We start from the raw sequence: 20,588 nt of genomic DNA on the forward strand, positions 1-20,588 counted from the left end.
GGTCCTGTGACGGTGGGTGGGCGGGCGGGCCGACCAATGGTGGTGCGGCGCGCCCCACCTGCAATGACGACTATATCGGCCGCATCCCCGCTTGTCGGATAAGGTGGAACGGATGGCCGAACGGGCCGGTCTGCACTGGGCCACCGGTCGGCGGCGTCGGACGGAGGAAGCCCTCCGGCGAGAACTTCGGTGAAGGGGAGGACCAATCCTGTGAAGGCCAGAATTCTCGTGGTCGATGATGACGAGGCACTGTCGGAGATGATCGGCATCGTGTTGCGCAACGACGGCTTCGAACCGACCTTCTGTGCGGACGGCTCACAGGCACTGGAGATGTTCCGGTCCACCCGCCCCGAGCTGGTGCTGTTGGACCTGATGCTTCCCGGCATGGACGGGATCGAGGTCTGTCAGGCCATCCGCGCCGAGTCGGACACCCCCATCGTCATGCTGACGGCCAAGTCGGACACCTCTGATGTGGTGCGTGGGCTCGAGGCCGGCGCTGACGACTATGTCCCCAAGCCGTTCAAACCGGCCGAACTGGTGGCGCGTGTCCGGGCCCGGCTGCGGGAGGGCGAGACGCGTGCTCCGGAGACCCTGACGATCGCCGACCTGACCATCGACGTGGCCGGGCACCAGGTCAACCGCGGGGACGGGGTCATCCAGCTCACGCCCCTGGAGTTCGACCTCCTGGTCGCGCTGGCCCGCAAGCCCTGGCAGGTCTTCACCCGGGAGATGCTCCTCGAGGAGGTCTGGGGCTACCGGCATCAGGCCGACACCCGCCTGGTCAACGTCCACGTCCAGCGACTGCGTTCCAAGGTGGAGAAGGACCCGGAGATCCCCGAGGTCGTGCTGACGGTCCGCGGCGTCGGCTACAAGGCCGGTCAGAGCTGAGTTGACCACGGGCACCGTCACCGCCCCCGAGCAGGCGGACACCGCTGCTGCCGGCTCGGATGCGGGGATCGGGGGCCGGCCCCGTGCGGTGCTCATCGGTTGGTTCTCGGCCCTTCGGCGCCGGTGGACTGCGTCCCTGCAGTTGCGCACCGTGGCGATCACCGCGGTGCTCACCCTGGTGGCGGCCGGCGTGCTGGCCCTGTTCCTGACCCAGCAGATCACCTCGGGGCTGTTCCAGTCCCGATTCGACCAGGTCGAGGCCGAATCCAACCGCGGCCTGAACCAGGCCCGGTCCATCTTCAACAACGCGAACACCAATGACTCGGAGACGACCGACCTGCTGGTCACCAACACCCTGAACCAGCTGGCCGGTGAGACGGGGGCCACGGTGGTGCGGGACATGGTCCTGGTCCCGCTCGAGGACACCCAGAACCTCTTCGTCGGTCCGAAGTCCAGTTCTGGGTTGTCAGCGGACGTGATCCCCGAGGGGTTGTCCGAGGCGATCCAGAACGGCAGCGGAACGTACTGGCAGTCCATCGCCCTGCCGGCGGAGGACGGTGGCACCAGCCCGGCGTTGGCCTTCGGGACCCAGGTGACCCTTCCGCCGGGCAACGTCTACGCCCTGTACATGGTGTACGACCTCTCCAGCGTGCAGGACACCCTGGACTACCTGATGCGGGTCCTCGTGGTGGCCGGGGCCATGTTGGTGATGATGAACTCCCTGATCGCCGTCTACGTCACCCGGTCCGTGGTCAGGCCGGTGGGCCAGGCCGCCTCTGCCGCGGAGACACTGTCCTCGGGAGACCTCTCCGTGCGCATGCCGGTACGGGGCGAGGATGAGATGGCCCGGCTGGGGATCTCGTTCAACCGGATGGCAGACAACATCCAGGACCAGATCACGCAGCTGGCGGAACTCTCCCAGATGCAGCAACGGTTCGTCTCCGATGTCTCGCACGAGCTGCGTACCCCGCTGACCACCGTGCGGATGGCCGCCGAGGTGCTGTACGACTCCCGCGACGGGTTCGACGCGATCAATCGCCGGTCCACTGAGCTGCTGTACCACCAGGTGGAACGGTTCCAGGCCCTGTTGGCCGATCTGCTGGAGATCACCCGGTTCGACGCCGGTGCCGCCACGATGGCTCCGGAGGAGACGGACATCCTGCACCTGGTCACCGACGTGGTCCAGACGGCGCAACCCTTGGCGCACAAGGCCGACACCGACGTGTATGTGGTGCCCATGGGCTCGGAGGTCAGCGCACATGTGGACCCCCGCCGCATCGAGCGCATCATCCGAAACCTCGTCAACAACGCCATCGAGCACGGCGAGGGACGCCCGGTGGACGTGATCGTCGGAGCCAACGACGACGACGTGGCGGTGGTGATCCACGATCACGGCATCGGCATGTCCGAGGAGCAGACCTCGCATGTCTTCGACCGGTTCTGGCGGGGAGATCCCGCACGTGCCCGGACCACGGGCGGTTCGGGGCTGGGCCTGTCGATCGCCTCGGAGGACACCCGGTTGCACAACGGCCGCCTGGACGCGTGGGGCAGTCTGGGGGACGGGTCAGCCTTCCGCCTCGTCATTCCGCGCATCAGCGGAGCGACGGTGGGCCAGGACGCGCCGCTGGAGTTGCCCCCGGTGTACACCGAGGCCCAGCGCCGGTTGCCGTCGGACCTTGAGGACCTGGAGGACCTTGAGGGCGTTGCGCCAGCTCAGCTGACCGGTGAGGTGCTGCCGGACCGGATCCAGGAGCAGTCGCTGTACCGGCCGCGCCCGGATTCACCACCGCACCCCGGCTCCGAGCAGGACCCGGGCGCCACCCCCCACGAGGAGGATGAATCCTGATGATGGGCTCCCAGCCGGCGGATTCCGCCCGTCTCTTGCGCTCCCGCGGCCCGATGGCCGGGCTCTGCGCTGTCCTGATGGCGGGTCTGCTGATGCTCAGTGGCTGCGCCCATCTGCCACAGGGCGGGCCGGTGGGGACCTCCGACCCCCTGCCCGGGGCCGAGAACCAGATGAACTACTCCTTCACGCCGGCCGGCCCGGTGCAGGATTCCAGTCCCGAGGAGATCATCCGCGGGTTCCTCAATGCCGGCACCGGCATCCAGGACGACTACGCCACCGCCCGGGAATTCCTCACCGAGGAGGCCGCCACGTCCTGGAACCCGGAGGCCCGGACCCTGGTCTACAACGAGGCTCCCACCGTGGTGCCCTCGGCCCAGGAGAACCAGTACGAGGTCCAGATGGAGGTGGACTCGGTGGTCGACGAACGGGGCATCATGAACCGCATGCCGGCCAACACCTCCGAGGCCGTGGGGTTCGAGCTCACGCAGGTGGACGGTCAGTGGCGGATCTCCCAGGTGCCCGGGGGCAGCATGCTGGAGACGGCACAGTTCCGGGCCCTCTTCGCCTCCCACGAGCTGTACTTCTATGACCAGTCCTATGCCTACGCGGTGCCGGACCTGAGATGGTTCCTCAACCGATCCGGTACGGCCGCGGACATCGTCGCGGCCCTGATGGACGGTCCCTCCCCCTACCTGGACGGTGCGGTCCGGACGGCGTTCCAGTCCGGCTCGGAGTTGTCCCGGCCGTCCGTGCCGGTCAGCAGCGGCCTGGCCAAGGTCGACCTCACCCAACAGTCTGTCGAGAGCGTGGACTCCTTGGGCCGGCAGCGCATGCAGCAGCAACTCGAGTTGACGCTGGATGGGCTCAACAACGTCTCCGGGGTGGAGATGTCCGTGGACCTGAACCCCTTGGACCTGGGTGCCGTGGCGGATCATTTCGAGCCGGCACGGATCAACCCCGGCGTGGGCTCGACCCAGGTCGCCGTGGCCGACGGCGAGCTGGTCTACTTCGAAGGTGACGCCACCGTCCCCGTGGGCGGCCTGCAGGCCGAGGTGGAGGGCGGGCCCGTGGACCCGGCCATGAGCCTGGACGGCACGCGGTTCGCCTTCCTCAACGGCGATCGAACCCGGATGGTGTCCGCCGGAACCGATGGATCCCAGCAGCTCGAGGTCGAGGGTGAGGAACTCACCCGGCCGAGTTTCGACTCCTCCGGCTGGATCTGGACCGTGGACCACGCCAACGGCACCCGCATCATGGCCGTGCAGGCTGGAGGCCAGGAAGATGCGTCTCGGGAGATCAGCGCCGAGTGGCTCGGGGACCGCACCGTCCTGGCGCTACGGACCTCCCGCGACGGCACCCGGGCGGCGATCGTGGCCGGCGAGGGGGACTCCGCCCATCTGTACCTTGCCGGCGTCATCCGCGACTCCGAGGGGGTGCCTCGCGGCCTGGGTTCACCGGTCCGCCTCGAGCCGACCGTCCCCATCAGCGACGTCAACTGGGTCTCCGACCAGAAGCTGCTGGTGGCCGCCACCAGCGGTGACTCCTCGGTGGAAGCCCAGATCATCGGACTGGACGGCTCGCTCGTCACCCTGCGGCCGCTGCTCGGGATGACGGGGTTCTCCACGGGGCCGGGTGACAACCCGATCTACGCCGAGACGGCCGAAGCGGTGCACACCCTGGCCGGCTCCACCTGGCGGTCCCAGACCGGGGCCCTGGCCCACGACCTGGCCTTCCCCGGGTAGGCGGCGACCGGCTGGTCGGCAGGGAAGCCGGGCAGCCGGCCGCCCGTGGTGCCGCCGGGCATGTCGTCCACAGCCGGTCCCGGCGGGGCAGCCTCCGATCAGTGTGCTGGAGCAGACTGGCCCGATGGAGACCACTGGGCGCCTGGCCGCATTCCTCGACGCCGCGGTGCACCTGAGGGCCGTGCAGGCCGCGGCCGCTGCATCCCGTGAACTGACGGGTCTGCTGCTGCCCAGTCTCTGTGTCCTGTGCGGCGCGAAGGATGGAGCGGTGTGCCCCGATTGTGAGCCCCGGCTGGCCTCCGAGCTCTTACACCCCTTCCGGGCCGAGAGGGACGCGGCCGCGCTGCCCCTGCGGTCCACCCGTGCGGCCGGGACCGCCGGGACTGCCGGGACTGCCGGGGCCACCGGAGGCTCCGGTGGGCACCAGGAGGCCAGCCCCGTGCCCAGCCCCGTGCCCGTGCTGGCCGCCGCACGCTACGGCGCGGAGGCCTCACAGGCATTGCTGGCCTTCAAGGACCACGGGCGGACCTCCGTCGTGCGGTTCCTCCGACCGGCCGTGTATCGCGTGCTGGCGGCCGTTCCCGAACAGCTGGGGATCTGCGGACCGTTCACCCTGGTGCCGGTCCCGGGGAGCGCCTCCGGATTCCGGCGCCGGGGATTCGACCCGGTGGAGGAGCTGTTGGGCGGGGCCCTGCCGCCAGGATGGGCCACGGCCCGGGGCTGGTTGGCACACCGGAGGGAATCTCCGCTGGAGGCATTCCGGCACCGGACGAGCCATGCGGGCACCGGGTCACGGCAGCGGCGCTCCGGCACCCTGGATCGCTTCCGGCCCACCCGCCGCCTCGCCGCAGAGGCTCCGGCGGCCGCCCGGCGCGGCACCCGCAGCGTGGTGCTCTTCGACGACGTCATGACCACGGGCTCGACCCTCGCGGCCACGTGGAGGGCCCTCGAAGCCGGCGGGATCGATCCGGTCGGGGCGGTGGTACTTGCCGCGGTGACTGCCCCGGCAGCGGTATCCGATGAAGGTCTTAACTCCACGTGCAGAACGTACTAGGGTGATCCCATCGGACCCCCGGGGGTCCGTACCCGGCGGCAGGAAGGAGGAGTTCTTCCCGCCGCCGATGTGCATTAAGAGGGTGACTCATCCGCCCTGTTGAAGGCACGCCTCGTGTTCGAAAAGCCGTCAGGCTCCTAGGAGGACATCATGACCATGGACGTCAGCTACGTTGCCCGCAACGTCTCCATCCCGGACCGCTTCCGGGAATACGCCCAGGAAAAGTTCAGCAAGATCGAGCAACTGTCCGCCCGGGCCCAAAGGCTGGAGATCAAGGTCACCCAGCAGGCCAACCACCGGCATTCGGACGAGAAGCTCACGGTTGAACTGACAGTCCAGGGCAAAGGCAAGGTCATCCGCGCGGAGGCCCAGGCTGATGACAAGTTCGCGGCATTCGATCTGGCGTTCGGCAAACTCCTGGAGCGCCTGCGCCGGCTGCGTGACCGGCAGAAGGACCGGCAGCAGAAGAGGGTCTCCGTGGCCGACGCCACGGCCGTACTCCCCCCGACGGAGCCGGGCCAGTCGCTGGTCGAGCAGGCCATAGCCAACCAGGCGTCCCAGGAGCAGGCCGATCCGGGTGACAGGGATGAGGTCCCCGTGCGGATCCGGAAGAAGATCTTCCCGGCCACACCCGTGAGCGTGGATGACGCGGTGGATGCCATGGAACTCGTGGGTCACGACTTCTATCTCTTCATCGACGCATCCAGCGGCCAGCCCTCCGCCGTGTACCGGCGCAAGGGTTGGAGCTATGGCGTCATCACCCTGGACGCCGATCATCCGGGCGCCGAGGTCCACGAAGAGGACATCGACTACCGGGCCGCAACGGTCTGACGCACCGGTGACCCGCCGTCAGGGACCGCCCGGCTCATCGCAGCCGGGCGGTCCTGTGCTCGGCCATTCCGAGGCGCGCCGAGCCGCGCTCGCGGCGCAGCAGCTGCATCGAGGACGACCTCCGGGGATTCCGGGTGCCCGGAGGATCCGGGCCGTGGCAGACCGGCTCAGCGTGCTCCAGGTGGACTCCGTCAACATCCTGGCCCGCGCCCACTACCTCCCCGTCTACAGTCGCCTCGGTCCCTATGACCCCGCACTGCTGGACAGGTTGTCCCACCGCAATCCCCGCAGCTGGACCGAGTACTGGGCCCATGAGGCCTCCCTGGTCCCGGTGCGGCTCAGGCCGGCGCTGCTGGCCGTGCAGCGCCGCACCTGGATGACGGCCACCGAACTGGACCCGCTGCTCCGGGATTCCCTCTCAGCCCGGATCCTGATGTTGCTGGACGCCTCCCCGCCGTTGACGGCCCGGCAGGTCGAGGCCCAGTTGGGCGATCACGGCCGGTCCGAGGGGAATTGGGGATGGAACTGGTCCGTGGTGAAGCGGGTCCTCGAGGACCTCTTCGCCGCAGGTCGCATCGCCAGTGCCGGCCGTACCGCCCAGTTCGAGCGCAGGTTCTTCCCGGGCGAGCGCCTCGCGCAGGACCAGTCGGTGCCGGAGCCCCACGCCGCCGCCGTCGAACTGGTCCGCGTCGCCTCCCGGGCCCTCGGGGTGGCCACCGAGGCCTCCCTCGCCGACTACTTCAGGCTCCCGGTCGCCGCCGCCCGTTCCGCCGCCCGTTCCGCCGCCCACGAGCTGCACCGTGCGGGAATCCTCGAACCGACCCGGTGGCCGGCTCCCCGGGGAAAGTCCGTGCCGGCCTGGCGGCATGTCGAGGCCACCGTGCCACGCCGGGCCACCGGCCGGGCGCTCGTGAGCCCCTTCGACCCGCTGGTGTTCCACCGGCCCCGGGTTCAGGCACTGTTCGGCGTGCGGTATCGACTCGGGATCTACACCCCGGCCCCGCAGCGGACCCGCGGCTACTACTCACTGCTGTTCCTGCTGGGCGAGCAGCTGGCCGCCCAGGTCGACCTCAAGGCCGACCGCAGCGCTCGGCTGTTGCGGGTGCGCGGGGCCTGGTCCGAGGACCCGGAGGGGATCCCCGGCGGGCCCCCGGCCCACGGGACGACCACGGCCAACCCGCGGGCCGGCGTCGGGCACGTGGTCTTCGAACTGCCCGCCGAGCTGGCGGAACTGTCCCGATGGCTGGGGCTGGAGGAGACGGTGGTGGACACGGACGCCGAGGGTGACCTGACAGGGGAACTGCGGCGGACCGTGAGGAAGCTCCCAGCCTTTTGACCGTAGACTGTGCTGGTATCCCTGCGGCCACCGGCCCATGGAGGGAACACAGAGCGCAACGCATACCGACGCACCCGGTGGACCGGGGAACAGGGAGTCTAGGCACGTGGCATCTTTCATCGAACGAATCCTGAAGACCGGGGACAAGAAGGTCCTCAAACAGCTCAAGGGATTCGCTGACGCCATCAATGTTCTCGAAGACGAGTTCCGCGAGATGTCCGACGCTGAATTGCGGGCGGAGACGGAGAAGTTCCGTGAGCGGATTGCCGAGGGCGAGTCGTTGGACTCCCTGCTGCCCGAGGCCTTCGCGGCCGTGCGTGAGGCGGCTGGGCGGACCCTGGGCCAGCGGCACTACGACGTCCAGCTGATGGGCGGTGCGGCCCTGCACCTCGGCAACATCGCCGAGATGAAGACCGGTGAGGGCAAGACCCTGGTGGCCACCGCCCCGGCCTACCTGAACGCCCTGACCGGCGAGGGCGTGCACATCATCACCGTCAACGACTACCTGGCCAGCTACCAGTCCGAGCTGATGGGCCGCGTGTTCCGCTTCCTGGGCCTGGAGACCGGTGTGATCGTGGCCAACCAGGACCCGGCCACCCGCCGCGCCCAGTACGCCGCGGACATCACCTACGGCACCAACAACGAGTTCGGTTTCGACTACCTGCGGGACAACATGGCGTGGTCCCAGGACGAGCTGGTCCAGCGGGGCCACCACTTCGCCATCGTCGATGAGGTCGACTCCATCCTCATCGACGAGGCCCGTACCCCGCTGATCATCTCCGGTCCGGCGCAGGGGGACGCCTCGCGGTGGTACACGGAGTTCTCCAAGCTGGTCCGCAAGTTGACCCTGGACGAGGACTACGAGGTCGACGAGAAGAAGAAGACGGTCGGCATCCTCGAGCCCGGAATCGAGAAGACCGAGGACTGGCTGGGCATCACCAACCTCTACGAGTCCGCGAACACACCGCTGATCCAGTACCTGAACAACGCCATCAAGGCCAAGGAACTGTTCAAGAAGGACAAGGACTACGTCGTGTTGAACGGCGAGGTCAACATCGTGGACGAGCACACCGGACGCGTGCTGGCAGGACGTCGTTACAACGAGGGCATGCACCAGGCCATCGAGGCGAAGGAGGGGGTGCAGATCAAGGCGGAGAACCAGACGTTGGCCACCGTGACGCTGCAGAACTACTTCCGCCTCTATTCCAAGCTCTCCGGCATGACCGGCACGGCGGAGACCGAGGCCGGTGAGTTCATGTCCACCTACAAGCTCGGCGTGGTGGTGATCCCCTCCAACCGGCCCAAACAGCGCTCGGACCAGACAGACCTGATCTACAAGAACGAGGTCGCCAAGTTCGACGCGGTGGTCAAGGACATCTCCGAACGGCACGAAGCCGGCCAACCCGTGCTCGTCGGCACGACCTCCGTGGAGAAGTCGGAGTACCTCTCCAAGTTGCTCGCGAAGAACGGCGTCCGGCACGAGGTGCTCAACGCCAAGAACCACGCCCGTGAGGCCGCGATCGTGGCACAGGCAGGACGCAAGGGCGCCGTCACGGTCGCGACCAACATGGCGGGCCGCGGCACCGACATCATGCTCGGCGGCAACGCGGAGCACAATGCGGTGGCCGAGATGCAGCAGCGTGGCCTGGACCCGGAGGAAGACGCCGAGAAGTATGAGGAGGTGTGGGACGAGGTCCTGGCCGCGGCGCAGGAACACGTCAAGAAGGAGCACGAGGAGGTCATCGAGCTCGGTGGTCTGTACGTACTCGGCACCGAGCGCCACGAGTCCCGCCGGATCGACAACCAGCTGCGTGGCCGTTCCGGACGCCAGGGCGATCCTGGCGAGTCACGCTTCTACCTGTCCCTGACGGACGACCTGATGCGCCTGTTCAACCCGGGGGCGGCATCCCGCATCATGAACTCCGCCTCGGTCCCGGATGACATGGCCCTGGAATCGAAGATGGTCTCCGGTGCCATCCAGAACGCTCAGCAGCAGGTGGAATCGCGCAACACCGAGCAGCGGAAGAACGTGCTGAAATACGACGACGTGATGAACCGCCAGCGTGAGGCGATCTACACGGACCGCCGGCAGATCCTCGAAGGTGAGGACCTGGAGGAGAAGATCCAGCACTTCCTCGAGGACTCGGTGACGGCCATCGTGAACGAGGCGACCGCGATCGGCCATGCCGGCGAATGGGATCTGGATCAGCTGTGGACCGACCTGAAGCAGATGTACCCCGTGGGCGTCACTGCCGAGGAGGTCGTGGAGGAGTCCGGCGGACTGGCCAGGCTCAAGGGCGAGGACCTCAAGCGGGAGCTGGTGTCGGACGCCAAGCTGGCCTACGAGGACCGCGAACGGGCCATCGGCTCAGAGGCCCTGCGCGAGTTGGAGCGGCGGGTGGTCCTCTCCGTGATCGGCCGCAAGTGGCAGGAGCACCTCTACGAGATGGACTACCTCAAGGAGGGCATCGGGTTGCGTTCCATGGCGCAGCGCGACCCCCTGGTGGAGTACCAGCGCGAAGGTTTCCTGATGTTCCAGTCCATGATGGAGGCCATCCGCGAGGAGTCCGTCGGCTACCTGTTCAACCTGGAGGTCCAGACCGCCCCGGCTCCGACCTCGCTGCCCGGTGTTCAGGATGCCCGGTCGGCGACCATGACCCCGGTCCTGAACGTCAAGGGACTGGAGGCACCGCGGCAACCGTCCACCCTGCGCTTCTCCGCCCCGTCCGACTCGGGGGACGTCACCACGCAGGTGCGCCGCACCGATGGTGGATCCGGCCAGAACGGCTCGAACAACGGAGCCCCCGGGGTCGGTACCCCGTCCGCCTCGCGTGGTGGTGGCAAGAAGGCCAAGAAGAGCCGCCGCTGACCGTGGCAGACCCGGCGGTTCAGCCCAGTTCCAGGGCCGTGACCTTCCACCGTCCCCGGTGCTGCTCGAGGCGCAGGGCCATGGCCTTCGCGCGGTCCGGCATCTGGATGGTCGCGCTGGCCTCATAGACACCGTCGCCCGCCGGACAGACCCGGGCGCCGAGAGCCGTGGGGGCGGTGACCGCGTGCCCGGGTCCGGCCAGCCGGATGCGTTGGGCGAGCTCTGAGCGGCGCACCATCTTGCCGTAGGTCGGCAGGTCAAGCCACCTGGACAGCTGGCGGGCGGGCCGCAAGCCGAGTTCGGCCTCCACGCAGGCCAGTGCCACGATCCGAGCCAGGGCACGGACGGTGCGTTCCTCTTCGCGGCGCAGTTCCTGCCGGGCGCGGTCTCCGGCCTGGTGGTTGTGGTCCGGATGCAGGCGGGGCGCCCACGCTGTGCCGGACCGATCTGTGGGTTGCCGCTGAGCGGCTCCCGCGGTCCCGGGCCCGGCGAGGGGCGGCAGAGACGCGGGGACGGGGGACCGCGTCAGGTTCAGGGGCCGTTCCTGGCTCGGGGTTGCTGCCGTGGTCAGCGTGGTCATGATTCCTCCGGTTGCTCTGGCGATGGGATAGCCGTGATGGGAAAGCGATCGTGGTGGGTACGGGCGGTGGCACTAGTCGAAGGGCGGGGCCGTCAGGACCGTGCCCGGTAGAAGCAGGTCGGCCTCGGCGCCGATGAGGGACCGATTGTGGTGGTACCACTGGCGCCAGCGGCGGTCGACCTCCAGGTCCGTTGCCGTGGGGCCCAGCTCGTGGGCGGCGATGTCCCAGAGGCAGTCTCCGTGGCGCACCGAGAGCGTGGTGGGCTCCTCGGCGGAGGGCCGGGCCGTGCGGGTCGACCCCGGTGTGGCCGGGGTCGGCGTCTCGGGTTTCCAGGCGGGCGTCGGCAGGCTGGGGTCCACTCTCGAATCGAGAGTTGCCGAGGCCAGTTCCCCGGTGGCCGGAGTGGCGCCCGACGTGGCGGCCGCCGATGGCGCCACCGTGGACCACACGGAGGGTGCTGCGGGCCGGGGACGCCAGCCCGGGTGGGGGGCCACGGAATGAGCGACGGGCGATAGGGCTGTGGGTGCGGCCGGGGGACCGGACTGTTCCAGGCCGAGGCCGGGGCCGTCAGCGGCCCACGCCCCAGGGGCCAACAGGACATTCACGCCGAGTACCGATGCTGCCACGCGGCGCAGGAAGGCGGGCGAGAGTGTTCTGCCGACGTGGGCCAGCCGGCCCAGCCGAGCCGACTGCCACCGGTGCCCGCAGGAGGCCAGAACGGCGCCCAGGACGGCCACGAACCACCACGCCGCGATGAGCGCACCGGCGACGACGCACAGGGAGGCCACGGAGCGCTCGACGAACTGGATTCCCCCACCGGACGGTGTGTCGACCACTGCGGTGGTGCCGGACCACCACAGCAGTGGCCCTGCGGCCGTGCACAACAGGCTCAGGAACAGGTCCTCGCCGCGCAATGGCGGACGGCGGTCGTCTGGACGTTCGCCCATGGTGTGCCCCTTGTGGCTCGGCGGGCGCCGTGGGCCCCGCAGTTCGTGGTGAGTGACTCAAGGCAACAATAGATCCCGGATAGTGTCAAGTGATGAGGTTTGATGCTTCTTAGTGCCTCATGAGCTTGATGAGTGTCTTTTCATGTGTCCTGTTGGCCTGGTGCGCCGGGGGAGGGACGGTTGAATGCGGGTGGCTGGCTCTAGGCTGTGGACATGAGATGGGATGGGCTGTTCGCGGACCTCGAGGCCCAACTGGCCCACGGCAGGTGGCAGGACACGGAGATGGAGGCCGCGGAGCTGACCCGTGGCGAGCGTGCCTCGATCGTGCTGGCAGACCGGTTGCGCGGTGCCCTCGGGAGGCCGTTGACCGTGCTGTTGGAGGACGGGCAGCGCCTGGAGCTGACGGTCTCGACGGTGGGCGCCACCTGGCTCGGGGGGACCGACCAGAATGGCAGCCTCGTGATCAGCCTTGACGCGGTGGCCGCCATCGACAGTCCACTGGCTGTCACGGTGCCGGATTCCTCGCCGGGGCGGCGCAACCTGACGATCGGCTCACTGTTCCGGTCACTGTCTCGAGCTCGGGCCGGCGTCCTCGTCTCGGGCCGGGACGGCCGCGTCCTCGGTGAGGGCACCATCGACCGAGTGGGTCTGGACCACCTGGACCTGGCCGTGCACCCGCGCGACGAACAACGGCGCGGCCGCAACGTCCGTGGACTCCGGGTGATCCCCTTCGGGGCCATCCACGTGATGCGCTCGGCTCAGGCGTCCTCGGTCTGAGTGACCCCGGACTTCCGCGCCTCAGCCTTGGCGGCCTGCTGCACGTAGAGGTCCTCGATGTACTCGTCGAGTTTGACCTGTTCCACACGCCACTGGCCACGGCCGCCGATCTGAATGGCCGGAAGATCGCCACTGCGCACCAGTGTCCGCGTCTGGGCCATGGAGATCTGGAGCTCCTCGGCGACATCGGTCAGGGTGAGGAAGCGTGGCATCGGTCCTCCGGATCGGAAGCGGTCAGTGGTCGTCACCATTGTCCCACGGGATGATCGTCAGGGGGCAGTTGTCCACAGGGGTACCCGGACGATGGTGTTGTCCACAAGGGCGCCTCGACGTCGTGCGGCATGGCTAGTCTGGACTCGGATGACGGTGGAGAAGAATCCGCCCCGGCCGAAGAGGGAGAATGCGCGTGGAGGGGAAGAACACCGTGGAGGCACCCCGGCTCAGCAGGCCGGGGTGGCGCGACCCACGCCTGTTGGCAGGGCTGCTACTGGTGCTGCTGTCCGTGGCCGGCACCGTGGCCCTGGTGCAGTCCCTCGATTCGTCGGACGGGTATTGGGCGGCGGGCCAAGACCTGGTCCCCGGAGAAGTCGTGGAATCAGGCCAGCTGACAGTGGTCCAAGCGCGGCTGGGCGATGCCGCAGACGACTATCTGCCCGCCCATGAACCCTTCCCCGAGGACTCCTCGGTGGTGGGGACCGTCCGTCAGGGGGAGCTGCTTCCAGCTGGGGCGGTGGCCGGCATGGATCCGGCATCCCGCCAGCCGGTGTCCCTCACCGTGGACGACCCCCTGCCGGAGGGGACCGGAGCCGGGGCCCGCGTGGACGTGTGGATCGCCGTGCGCGACGGCAGCCAGGATTTCGCCGAACCTGAGCTCGTGGCCCCCTCAGCCGAGTTGTCCGAGGTCAACGACGCCTCGGGGTCGTTCGGTGCAAGCAGTGGCGTCACCGTACAGGTCCTGGTCGGTCCGGAGGAACTGCCGCAGGTGCTGGATGCGAAGGGCAACGGCGCCCGTATCAGCGTGGTCCCCTCCCTCGTGGGCCGGTAGGAGGGCGCATGCACAGCATCTCGGTGGCCACCACGATCATGCCCGGCTATGACCATGTGTCCGGGCTAGAGAGGCTCCGCGGGCCGGTCACCGTGATCCGCCGGTGCGAAAGCCTCGCGGAACTGATCTCGGTGGCCCGGGCCGGATTGGCCGATGCGGTACTCGTGGCGGGGGACACGGAACAACTCACCCTGACCTTCATCGCGTCCCTCGCCGACGAGGGGTGGGGTGGACGGACCGTGGCCGTCGTGGCCTTGAGCGAGGTGGCGGAGGAACGCGAGCGGCTGACCCGGCTCGGGGTACCCGTGGCCTCGCCGGAGGTGAGCCCGCAGGAGTTGGTCGCCTTGCTGACAGACGCCACGGCTCAGGGCCCACCACAGCCCGCCTCTCCGGCCGGGTCCGGACCCGCAGCACGGTCCCGGGGACGTCGGTCGGCCCCGGACCGTCCTGCGGAAGGTGGTCACGGCAGGGGAGGCGTGGAGGCCGCCACGACTCCCAGTCATCCCGTCACGGCGGGAGTCGCCGGGTCGGACGGGGACCTGGGCGCCCTACCGGACGCCTGGCCTGAGGACCGCTCGGCAGAGCTTCACGATGGGACGGAGGACGGGACTGAGGGAGGGGCCGATGAAGGACCCAGCACGAGGACCGGTCCCGCAGTGGACCCTGGCGCCGAATCCGCGGACTCCGCCCCGGTACCGACCGAAGAGGAGGTGCCCGAGCCGCCCCGGGTCACCGCCGTCTGGGGGCCGGCCGGGAGCCCTGGCCGGACCACGGTGGCCGTGAACCTGGCGGTGGAGCTCGCCCTGTCCGGCCGGCGGACCCTGTTGGTGGACCTGGACACCTACGCCGCCTCGGCCGGAGTGCACGTGGGACTGCTGGAGGAATCCGCGGGCATCGCCCAGGCCTGTCGGCTGGCGGACCAGGGCGGGATCACGCCCGCGGCTGTTGAACGTTCGGCCCTGCGGGCCCGGGTGGCCGGGACCACCCTGCAGGTCCTGACCGGGCTGACCCGGGCGGACCGGTGGCCTGAGCTCAGGCGGTCCGCCGTGGACGATGTCCTGGCGGCCGCTGCCGCCGGCTGGGACGAGGTGGTGGTGGATTGCGGGTTCTGCCTGGAGGAGGACGAGGAGCTCAGCTTCGACATCCCGGCGCCCCAGCGCAACGCGGCCACGCTGGCCGGGCTGGGCGCCGCGGACCGCATCATCGCCGTGGGCACCGGGGATCCCGTGGGACTGCCACGGCTCATCCACGGTCTCGACGAGCTGGGCCACCACGTGGAGACCGGAGACGGAACCGTGGTGGAGGTCGTGGTGAACCAGGTCCGGGCCGAGGCCTCCGGCGTGGCCCCGAGGTCCCAGATCACCGGCGTGGTCGAGCGGTTCGGGGGCTCCTGGTCGGTGGCGGCCTTCCTGCCGTGGGACCGCCGGTCCCTGGACCGGGCGCTGCTCGGCGGACAGGTGCTGGCGGAAGCTGCTCCCTCCTCCGCGCTGAGGCGGGCCGTGGCCCGTCTGGCGGGGCACGCGTCCGGCGAGGGCTCCGCTGTGACCGCACGGGCCGGCGTCGGACGCCGTGTTCTCCGGGCGCTCGGCCGGAGTTGAAGGGGCCCCCACGGTTAGCTGGCGCGGCATTCCCGCTTTGACGTGCGGGCCGTTAGGCTCGCACTAGTGGACCAATGACGCTCCGCTCACACGGACCGATCCGGCATACGTCCGGGCGGCTCCGGTGCCGTTGCATGCGATGGAAGAGGACACCCCCAGATGTCATCGTCAACCCCCTTGTGGACCGACCAGCAGGCCGCCGACACCCCGGACGCCATGGCCGATCTCGAGAACCTGGCCAGTGCCTACTTCGAGCACGTCTCCGAGGCCGACCTGGCGGAACTGTCCTCGGACTCCCGCCGCAAGCTGGTGGCCCGGCACGTGGCGATGGCCGAGGCCCGTGGCACCCACGAGGCCGTGGTCAGGGTGACGCCGAGCCGGCCCCATGGCGTGGTGCAGATCGTCCATGAGGACATGTCCTTCCTTGTCGACTCGGTGACGAGTGAGCTGACCCGCCAGGGCCATGCCATCCGCATGGTGGCCCACCCGACCGTCATCACCCACCGTGTCAAGGACTCCGGCCACCTCACCGCGGTCCATCGCATCCCTGCCCAGCAGGCCACTGCCAGCGGTGACACCACGGCGGCGCTCGCCGACCTCGGCCCGCTGGTGGGCGGCGAGGGGGAACGGGCGGGCATCGAGTCCTGGATCGGCATCCAGACGGTGGGACCCATGGACGAGGAGGAGGCGCAACGCCTCGAGAAGGGTCTCCACGTGGTCCTCGCGGACGTGCGCGCGGCGATCGCGGACGCGGACCGGATGCGTTCGGCCGCCTTCACCGCGGCCCGCACCCTGGCCCACGACGCCCCGCCCGCCGTGCAGGGCGTGCGGGAGAGCAGCGAGCTGCTGAACTGGATGGAGGACGGCCACTTCACGTTCACCGGATACCGGGAGTACCTGCTGCACAGCGGTGACAACGGGCAGGTGCTCGTCCCGGTGGAGGACACCGGACTCGGCATCCTGCGGCAGCGGCCCACCACGCCGCCGGCGCCGCTCTCGATCGCCGGACGCAATCAGATCGAGCGGCCCATCCCGTTGATCATCACCAAGGCGAACTCCCGATCCCGGGTACAGCGCTCCGCCTACATGGATTACGTGGCGGTCAAGACCTATGGCCGCAACGGCAAGGTGACCGGTGAGCGCCGGTTCGTGGGCCTCTGGGACCCCAAGGCCTACTCCGTCTCGGTCGAGGACATCCCGTTGGTGCGGGAGAAGGCCGCCGCCGTACTGCAGCTGTCCGGGTTCCCCCGGGACTCGCACTCCGGGGCCGAGCTCCAGCAGATCCTCGAGACCTATCCGCGTGACGAACTGTTCCAGGTGGGGGTCGAGGAGCTGTGGGACACGTGCCGGCAGATCCTGCAGCTGCAGGAGCGCCGCAGGACCCGGCTGTTCCTGCGTCCGGACACCTACGGCCGGTTCATGAACGCCCTCGTGTTCCTGCCCCGTGACCGGTACAACACGGATGTCCGCGGCCGGATCCAGGACGTCCTGCTCGAGAGCCTGGGAGGCGAGTCACTCGACTTCCAGGTCCGGCTCACGGAGTCTGTGCTCGCGCGGCTGTACTTCCGCGTCCGGTTGCCCCGGGAGCGTGAACGCGGCGCACCGGTGGATGCGAAGGACCTGGAGAGCCGCCTCGTCCGCGCCGTCCGCTCCTGGAAGGAGGGAGTGGACGAACAGGCCGTGGAGGCGTTCGGAGCCGACTCGGGGGTGGACGCCGCCCTGTTGTGGGATGAGGCTTTCCCCCCGGCGTACCGCGTCGCCTACGAGATCGACAACGCCCTGGAGGACATCGGGCGGTTCAACGCGATGCCCGAGGACGGCTCCCCCGTGGTGCATGTTGTTCCCGAGGACCAGGACGAGCGCTCCCGGATCGCGGAGGAACGCGTGACGGACATGAGCGTGGGGCGGATGAAGTTCTACTCGGACCGCCCGCGGACCCTCACGGAGGTGCTGCCCGTGCTTCACCACCTCGGGTTGTCCGTGCTGGACGAGCGCCCCTTCGAGGTGGAACCCGCCGACGGCCGCAAGTTCTACCTCTACGACTTCGCCCTCGGATACCCGCTCGGCACGGAGAACCAGTCCACCGCCGGCCTGCTGGAGGATGCCGTGGTGGCCGCCACCACGGGGATCACCGAGTCCGATGCCCTCGACCGCCTCGTGATCTTCCACGGGCTCGACGCCCGGACCGTGAGCATGCTCCGCGCCTACGCGCAGTACCTTCGCCAGCTCGGCATGCAGAACTCTTTCGAGTTCATGGCCGACGCGCTGCTGGCCAACGAGTCGGTGACGAGGATCCTGATCGACTACTTTTTCACCCGTTTCGACCCCACGGCGCCGCAGGCCACGGACGACGACGGCGCGAGCGCAGGCGCGGCTCGGCACCAGGCCGTGGAGCAGGTTCGCGAACGGGCCGAGGAGGCGCTCGACGCGGTGGCCACGTTGGACGCCGAGCGGGTCCTGCGCGGCTTCCTGACGGTCATGGGGGCCACCCAGCGCACGAACTTCTTCCAGGGCCACCGAAGGTTGAGTTTCAAGATCGCCACCGGCGAGGTGCCGTTCGCACCCCAACCACGCCCGTCACGGGAGATCTGGGTCTACGACCCCGAGGTGGAAGGCGTACACCTGCGGTTCGGTCCGATCGCCCGCGGCGGCCTGCGGTGGTCGGATCGCCGGGAGGACTTCCGGACCGAGGTCCTGGGCCTGGTCAAGGCGCAGCAGGTCAAGAACGCCGTCATTGTGCCCGCGGGTGCCAAGGGGGGATTCTTCGCCAAGCGGCTCCCGGATCCCGCCGCGGACCGCGGCGCGTGGATCGAGTCCGGCAAACAGGCCTACCGGACGTTCATCCGTGGGCTGCTGGACATCACCGACCAGCAGACCCGGACACCGGAGGGCACGGTCTTCTCCACCCGGGACCGGATCGTGCGCTATGACGGGGACGACGCCTACCTGGTGGTGGCCGCGGACAAGGGGACGGCGGCCTTCTCGGATACCGCCAACGAGATCTCTGCTGAGTACGACCACTGGTTGGGTGATGCCTTCGCCTCCGGCGGTTCGGTGGGCTATGACCACAAGGCGATGGGCATCACGGCCCGGGGGGCCTGGGAATCGGTGAAGAGTCACTTCCTCTCCCTGGGCCGGGACACCCAGTCCGAGGATTTCGACGTGGTCGGGATCGGGGACATGTCCGGGGACGTCTTCGGCAACGGCATGCTGCTCTCCGAGCACATCCGGCTGGTGGCGGCCTTCAACCACCTGCACATCTTCCTGGATCCGAACCCGGACCCGGCAGTGTCCTTCGCCGAGCGACAACGGCTCTTCGGGCTACCGCGATCGTCCTGGTCCGACTATGACGACTCGCTCATCAGCACGGGCGGTGGGGTGTACAACCGCACGGCGAAATCAGTCGCGATCACCCCGGAGGTCCGTTCCCTGCTCGACCTGCCCGAGACCACCGCGGAGCTGCCGCCCAACGACCTGCTCCAGGCCATCCTGAAGGCGCCCGTGGACCTGCTCTACAACGGCGGGATCGGAACCTATGTCAAGGGTGAGGCGGAGGACCATGCCGAGGTGGGGGACCGTGCCAACAACGCCATCCGCATCAACGGTGGCGACCTGCGCACTACCGTGGTGGGGGAGGGCGGCAACCTCGGATTCACCCAGCTGGGCCGGATCGAGGCCAACCTGTCCGGGGTGCTGATCAACACCGATGCCATCGACAACTCCGCGGGCGTGGACTGTTCGGACCATGAGGTCAACATCAAGATCATGGTCGATCAACTGGTCGCGTCGGGCGAGCTCGAGGCGGCCGAGCGGGCCGAGCTGCTCGAATCCATGACGGATGAGGTCGCTGAGTTGGTGCTGACCACGAACATCGACCAGAACACCCTGTTGCGCAACGACTCACAGAAGGTCGCCGAGTGGCTGCCGAGTTTTGAACGCCACATCAGGTGGCTGGTGGAACACGCTGACCTGGACCGCGAACTGGAATACCTGCCCGACGACGCGGAGCTGGACGAGCGCCTCCGGGACGGGAAATCGCTGGCCACCCCGGAGCTGGCCGTCCTCGTGGCCTACGCCAAGACCAATCTGGCCGGACAGCTGCTGGCCACCGCCCTGCCGGACGACCCGTGGTACAACCGGACCCTGGACGCCTATTTCCCCTCCGTCTTGCGGGAGCGGTTCGCCGATCAGCTCCAGCATCATCCTCTGCGCCGCGAGATCGTCGCGACGCTGGTGGCCAATGACGTGGTCAACACGGGCGGCACCACGTTCGTGTTCCGGGCCATGGAGGAGACGGGCGCCGACGCGGCCACGGTGGTGGCCGCCTACTCGGCCATGAAGGAGATCTACGGCTACGGCGACTACTTCGACTCGATCCGGGACCTGCCGGCCAGCGTGGACGGGGAGTTCAGGGCCCGGGTCTACCTCGATGCCCGGCGGTTGCTGGACCGTGCCGTGCGGTGGCTCGTCAACCATCGCTCCGAAGGCGAGGGGATCGGTGAGGTGGTCGAGTACTACGCCGAGCCCCTGCAGTCCCTCGTGGGGGTGCTGCCCGAGCTGATGCGCGGCCAGGACGCGGAACGCTACGCGCACTGGCGGGACCTCTCCCTGCAGGCGGGGTTGTCGGAGGACCTGGCCCGCAAGCGTTCGGTGCTGTTCGAGTCCTTCGGCCTGCTGGACGTCGTCCGGCTGGCGCGGCAGTCCGGGCAGGAGCCACGGCACGTGGCGGATGTCTACTTCCGGCTGTATGAGCGTTTCGATGCCGAGGGGCTTCTCAACCAGATCACGGACCTGCCCCGCGGCGGCCGGTGGAAGGCGCTGGCCCGCGCTGCCATGCGGGACGATCTCTACGCCTTGTTGGTCAGCGTCACGATGGCGGTCCTCGGCGAGGGCCGGGAGGGGGCTGCGGGTGACAGCGAGGAGCTCGTCACCGCCTGGGAGTCTGAGAACGCGACCCGGTTGGAACGCGCGCAGAGCTTCCTGGATGAGATCAGGGAGTCCGATGCGGACGATCTGGCGGCCCTGTCTGTGGCGTTGCGCCAACTGCGATCGGTCACGGCCCAGTAGAACTGTC

The 20,588-nt window shown here is 68.9% G+C and carries 14 protein-coding genes; 11 read left to right on the forward strand and 3 right to left on the reverse strand.

Annotation, left to right across the window (positions count from 1 at the left end):
* The first annotated feature begins 210 nt into the window (after window positions 1-210).
* The 7 genes from mtrA (at window position 211) to secA (ending at window position 10,566) form a co-directional block, all read left to right on the forward strand.
* Complete coding sequence (gene mtrA / locus ACSU1G_RS17355) at window positions 211-888, forward strand: MtrAB system response regulator MtrA (protein ID WP_439281216.1); 678 nt, start codon at window positions 211-213, stop codon at window positions 886-888.
* A gap of 1 nt (window position 889) precedes the next feature.
* The gene (mtrB, locus tag ACSU1G_RS17360) at window positions 890-2,734 is read left to right on the forward strand and encodes an MtrAB system histidine kinase MtrB (protein ID WP_439281217.1); all 1,845 of its coding nucleotides are present in this window, start codon (window positions 890-892) and stop codon (window positions 2,732-2,734) included.
* Window positions 2,734-4,476 (forward strand): LpqB family beta-propeller domain-containing protein, encoded by a 1,743-nt coding sequence (locus ACSU1G_RS17365; protein WP_439281218.1) that lies wholly within the window; start codon window positions 2,734-2,736, stop codon window positions 4,474-4,476. Before mtrB ends, ACSU1G_RS17365 begins: the two co-directional genes overlap by 1 nt.
* Window positions 4,477-4,600: 124 nt before the next feature.
* Window positions 4,601-5,530 (forward strand): ComF family protein, encoded by a 930-nt coding sequence (locus ACSU1G_RS17370; protein WP_439281219.1) that lies wholly within the window; start codon window positions 4,601-4,603, stop codon window positions 5,528-5,530.
* 150 nt (window positions 5,531-5,680) lie between these two features.
* Complete coding sequence (gene hpf / locus ACSU1G_RS17375; protein ID WP_439281220.1) at window positions 5,681-6,361, forward strand: ribosome hibernation-promoting factor, HPF/YfiA family; 681 nt, start codon at window positions 5,681-5,683, stop codon at window positions 6,359-6,361.
* A 154-nt stretch (window positions 6,362-6,515) separates the two neighbouring features.
* Window positions 6,516-7,697: a winged helix-turn-helix domain-containing protein gene (locus ACSU1G_RS17380; protein WP_439281221.1), complete on the forward strand. Its 1,182-nt coding sequence runs from the start codon at window positions 6,516-6,518 to the stop codon at window positions 7,695-7,697.
* A gap of 106 nt (window positions 7,698-7,803) precedes the next feature.
* The gene (secA, locus tag ACSU1G_RS17385) at window positions 7,804-10,566 is read left to right on the forward strand and encodes a preprotein translocase subunit SecA (RefSeq protein ID WP_439281222.1); all 2,763 of its coding nucleotides are present in this window, start codon (window positions 7,804-7,806) and stop codon (window positions 10,564-10,566) included.
* A 19-nt stretch (window positions 10,567-10,585) separates the two neighbouring features.
* Here secA and ACSU1G_RS17390 read toward each other — a convergent pair whose 3' ends face one another.
* Together ACSU1G_RS17390 and ACSU1G_RS17395 are read right to left on the reverse strand one after the other, a co-directional pair.
* Window positions 10,586-11,146, reverse strand: a complete 561-nt coding sequence (locus tag ACSU1G_RS17390; RefSeq protein WP_439281223.1) for an Rv3235 family protein — start codon at window positions 11,144-11,146, stop codon at window positions 10,586-10,588.
* Window positions 11,147-11,218: 72 nt separating this feature from the next.
* Window positions 11,219-12,094, reverse strand: coding sequence for a LysM peptidoglycan-binding domain-containing protein (locus ACSU1G_RS17395; RefSeq protein WP_439281224.1), 876 nt, complete (start codon window positions 12,092-12,094; stop codon window positions 11,219-11,221).
* Window positions 12,095-12,307: 213 nt separating this feature from the next.
* Between ACSU1G_RS17395 and ACSU1G_RS17400 the strand changes: the two genes are divergently transcribed.
* Complete coding sequence (locus ACSU1G_RS17400; RefSeq protein ID WP_439281225.1) at window positions 12,308-12,871, forward strand: hypothetical protein; 564 nt, start codon at window positions 12,308-12,310, stop codon at window positions 12,869-12,871.
* Here the strand turns inward: ACSU1G_RS17400 and ACSU1G_RS17405 are convergent.
* Window positions 12,853-13,083 (reverse strand): helix-turn-helix domain-containing protein, encoded by a 231-nt coding sequence (locus tag ACSU1G_RS17405; protein ID WP_439281226.1) that lies wholly within the window; start codon window positions 13,081-13,083, stop codon window positions 12,853-12,855. The genes ACSU1G_RS17400 and ACSU1G_RS17405 overlap by 19 nt on opposite strands.
* A 194-nt stretch (window positions 13,084-13,277) precedes the next feature.
* Here ACSU1G_RS17405 and ACSU1G_RS17410 point away from each other — a divergent pair, with 194 nt between their 5' ends.
* The 3 genes from ACSU1G_RS17410 (at window position 13,278) to ACSU1G_RS17420 (ending at window position 20,581) form a co-directional block, all read left to right on the forward strand.
* Window positions 13,278-13,916: an SAF domain-containing protein gene (locus tag ACSU1G_RS17410; protein WP_439281227.1), complete on the forward strand. Its 639-nt coding sequence runs from the start codon at window positions 13,278-13,280 to the stop codon at window positions 13,914-13,916.
* A gap of 8 nt (window positions 13,917-13,924) precedes the next feature.
* Window positions 13,925-15,514, forward strand: coding sequence for an AAA family ATPase (locus ACSU1G_RS17415; protein ID WP_439281228.1), 1,590 nt, complete (start codon window positions 13,925-13,927; stop codon window positions 15,512-15,514).
* 159 nt (window positions 15,515-15,673) lie between these two features.
* Window positions 15,674-20,581, forward strand: a complete 4,908-nt coding sequence (locus ACSU1G_RS17420; RefSeq protein ID WP_439281229.1) for an NAD-glutamate dehydrogenase — start codon at window positions 15,674-15,676, stop codon at window positions 20,579-20,581.
* Window positions 20,582-20,588 lie beyond the last annotated feature (7 nt).

The organism is Microbacterium sp. A93, assembly GCF_051842835.1.